Annotated in this window: 4 protein-coding genes; all 4 read left to right on the top strand. The window is 28.9% G+C overall.

The genetic code is table 11. From position 1 onward, the window contains the following. Positions 1-534: 534 nt before the first annotated feature. Complete coding sequence (locus Q3V94_RS06690) at positions 535-2,250, top strand: methyl-accepting chemotaxis protein (protein WP_303526199.1); 1,716 nt, start codon at positions 535-537, stop codon at positions 2,248-2,250. A gap of 61 nt (positions 2,251-2,311) precedes the next feature. After that, the gene (locus Q3V94_RS06685) at positions 2,312-3,595 is read left to right on the top strand and encodes a bifunctional diguanylate cyclase/phosphodiesterase (RefSeq protein WP_274767287.1); all 1,284 of its coding nucleotides are present in this window, start codon (positions 2,312-2,314) and stop codon (positions 3,593-3,595) included. A gap of 18 nt (positions 3,596-3,613) precedes the next feature. Further along, positions 3,614-3,883: a UPF0175 family protein gene (locus Q3V94_RS06680; RefSeq protein WP_274767288.1), complete on the top strand. Its 270-nt coding sequence runs from the start codon at positions 3,614-3,616 to the stop codon at positions 3,881-3,883. 93 nt (positions 3,884-3,976) lie between these two features. Further along, the coding region (locus Q3V94_RS06675) for a helix-turn-helix domain-containing protein (protein WP_303526194.1) at positions 3,977-4,203 on the top strand (227 nt) is incomplete at its 3' end.

Genomic DNA, 4,203 nt, shown 5'->3' with positions numbered 1-4,203 from the left:
GTTTAAGGAAGATGAAAAAGCCTTCAAGGTAAGTAAGAAGAAAATAAAAGAAGCGATAAGAAAGATAAATAAATCTTCACGTGAAGTTATGAATAATATAACGATATTGAACATAGGGAAAGTAACGCCAATTTACAGGATATTAAAATCAATAAAATATGAAAATATAATTTAAGTTTTTTAAATTTAACAAACGCCTTGAAACTAGCTAATTTAAGGGGTTGTCTATAAAAATTAACCTACAATATCTTGACACTATCGGATTAAAGATGCAAATGGAAGGAGTTATTGATTAAGAATATAATTTAACTTTTATTTTAAGAGCTTATATAGGCTCTTTTTTATTTTGTATTATGCTTTTCTACATAATATTTTTTACAGTAAAAATGTCGAATAAAGTAAATTAATATAATATTGTGCAATGATGTGTAATATTATATAATGAAATTTGTGTGATTTTAAATAATAATAAAATATAACTTAAAATCACGTTTAAATTTCACAAAAGGTGTAAGTTGGATGGGAGGGAAAACTATGAAGCAAACTAAAGAAAGTAAAAAAACTAGGCAAGGGTCTATAAAAACGATGATATTTGTTATTCCTTTAATTATTGTGTTGGTTGGGGAAATATTAATAGGAGCTATATCAACATATATAATGAGAGAAAGTATACTTAATGAAATGAGAAGAAATGGCTTTATTATTTTGCAACAAGTAATAGATAGGATCGAAGATAGCCATAAATCTTTAGCTAGCTTAAATGATTCAATGGAAGAAAAATTATATATTAAAAAGTATCAAGAGATTGTTGATGACTTGGGGAAAGAAGAAAATATAGTATATGCTTTGTTTATTGACAAGAATTTAAGAGCAGTAGCCCACAGTAATAAAGAAAGAATAGGAATTGAGCTTAGCGATGAAGGTAGCAAAACAGCAGCAGTAGATGGAAAGCCTTATAGTTCTATATATTTTTATGAGGCTAAAAAAGTAAAGGTTTATGATGTCTTGTTACCTGTTTTTATTGATGGTAAACATATTGGAGCAGTAAATATTGGTTTTTCTATGGAAAAGGTTCAAGCAGCGATAAATAAAAATATAATGATTTTTATTGTAGTAGGGCTTATAGTTTTTGGATTGATGGCTATAGCTTTATATATTTCGTCAAATACTTTAATTAAAGCAATTTATAGATTAAAAGAAAAAATGCAGGTTATAGCATCAGGCGATTTAACGATTAGCACAATCAATGAAAATTATAAAAGAAATGACGAAATTGCTCAAATGGGAATTGCGATGGACAATATGATAAACAATATGAGGGAAATTATTGCAAGTGTTAAGGATAAATCAAGGGATTTAAGTATCAGTTCAAATTCCCTTTCAGCAACTTCAGAAGAAATGGCGTCATCATCGCAGGAACTTGCAAGGACGATGCAACAAGTTGCCGCAGGAGCATCAACACAGGCTAATGATTTACAGGATATTGTAAATCTAATGGGTAGATTGACTAACAATATAGAAAATGTGTATAAGGAACTTCAGAATGTAAAAAATGAAACGAACACAACAACAGATAGAGCAAACCACGGCAAAAAGGAAATGGATAAGCTTGTTAAATCTATAGAAGAAATAAGAAATGCCTTTGAAGTTGTTGTTACAAAAGTTAGCAACCTAACAAACTCAGTAAAACAGATAAGCAATATAACTGATGTAATAACTTCAATATCAGAACAAACAAATCTTTTAGCATTAAATGCAGCGATTGAAGCAGCAAGGGCAGGAGAAGCAGGAAGAGGATTTGCAGTTGTTGCTGATGAGGTAAGAAAGCTGGCAGAAGAGTCTAAAAAGTCGACAAGTGAGATAGTTGAGCTTGTTGAGTCAATACAATTAGATACTGAGGAAGTTATAAATACATCTAATGAAGTTGAAAGCTTTATAAAATCCCAAACAAGCTCTGTAGAAAATACCGTTGGAGCATTTGCTGAGATTCTAGAATCTATTGAAAATATTGCACCACTAATGAATAAGACATATGAAGCTATGGATGAGATAGTAAAATCAAAGGATGAAGTATTATCAAAACTTGAAACAGTAAGTGCTATTACTCAGGAAAATAGTGCAGCTTCAGAAGAAGTCGCAGCATCTTCAGAAGAACTTTCAGCATCCTCTGAAGAAGTTGCGGCAACTGCTCAAAATTTAAATACAATGGCAAAGGACTTGGATGAAATTGTAAGCAAATTTAAAGTATAAAGCTGTGCAGTAAGGTGTTACCTTACTGCCTTAAATTTATAAACATAATGGGGGGATTCTGTTGGATTCATTAGCTTCCAGGACATATCAGAACGTTTTTATAGAAAGTAAAGAAGAATTAAAAAATATACTTCAAAATATTAATGGAAAATCAATTATTGTTGCATATATTGATATTGATAATTTTAAATATATTAATGATATTTATGGTTATGAGATAGGAGATCGGATAATCATTAATTTAGGACTTAAACTAATAGATATTGGAAAAGGCTCATTTGAGGTCTTCAAGCTTAATGCTGATGAGTTTATTTTGGTTTTTAAAAATTACTCAATGAATAGAGTAACAAAAATTATTGATAAAGTAATTAAAATTTGTAAGGAATTATATATATTTGAAATGAAAGAGATAATTACAAACATAAGCGTAGGAATATATGAAGTTCAAACTAAAGAAGAATTAAATGAAATCTTAAGAAAAGCAGAACTTGCAATGCATTTTTCAAAAATTAATGGAAAGTCAAGATTTACGATATATACTAAAGAGATAGAAGAATATATGAAAAGAAAAACAAGGTTGATTATAGAGTTAAAAAAGGCAATAAATAATGATGAATTTTATGTATTATATCAACCAATCTATAATTTGAAAGAAAAAAAGATAAAAAAGGTTGAAGCACTTGCAAGATGGAAAAATGATACTTTAGGAGAAGTATCGCCAGCAGAATTTATCCCTGTTTTAGAAGAATTGGGTATGATTAATGAATTTGGTATTTTGATAGTAGAAAAGATATTTAAACAAATAAAAAAATGGAAGGAAGACAATCTAGATATAAATGTTAATATTAATATATCACCTTTGCAGTTAAAATATTTTCATAAGAATGGCGAACTTAACATTCTGAAAGATAGATATCAAATAGATTTTAAAAGAATAACCTTTGAGCTGACAGAAGGACAACTTAAGGATTTAGATGAAGAAGATAAAAATACTTTAATGGGTTTAAAAGAAATGGGAGCTAAGATATCATTAGATGATTTTGGAAGAGGGTATTCTCAGCTATTTAATTTGTTTACCTTACCCATAAATGAAATAAAGGTAGATAGGGATATTATAAAATCTATAGAAGATGATTATAGAACGAGAAAGATGCTTGAATGCTTTATCAGATTAACAAAGGAATTTGGCTATGATATAGTAGGCGAAGGAGTAGAAACAAAAAGTCAATTGATTTTATTAAATGAGATGGGATGTAACTGTATTCAGGGCTATTATATTAGTAAACCTATAAGTGGAGCAGAAGTTTTAGATTTGGTTAATAAAAATACGTTAATAGAAGTATAATAGTTTTCGGGTGATACTATGAATAACTTAAGCATAAATATAAAGCCTGAATTTTTGTTGTTTTTACCTAAAGATAAAAAGTTTTTAGAAGATGAAGTTAACTTAGCTTTATCGATTTTACTATTTATAAGAAATAAAGTTACATTAGCAAAGGCGGCAGAATTAGCGGGTAGAAGTTTAGAAGAATTTATAGAAATTTTAAAAGAGCATGAGATTCCATGGGGTGAATATACCGAAGAACAATATGAAAAAGATCTTGAGACTATAAAGTATTTAACTAAAGAGTAACAGAAGTCGCCCACTTCTATAAGTGGGTGATGAATGTTGATTGATAAATTCTTTTTTATGATATAATCAGTATTACAGGAAGGAGGTGTAATTTTGCTAAAGGCTTATAAATACAGGATATATCCAACAAAAGAACAAGAAGAATATTTTGCTAAAGTATTTGGTTGTGTAAGATTTATATACAACAAAATGCTACATGACAAAATAGAATACTATAAAAAAACAGGAGAAATGCTAAACAATACACCTGCACAATATAAAAAAGAATATCCGTTTCTAAAGGAAGTAGATAGTCTTGCACTTTCCAACGCACAACTTAA

The sequence above is a fragment of the Caloramator sp. CAR-1 genome, assembly GCF_030546345.1.
GTDB lineage: Bacteria > Bacillota > Clostridia > Clostridiales > Caloramatoraceae > Caloramator > Caloramator australicus.
This window is presented reverse-complemented; position numbering and strand designations above follow the sequence as displayed.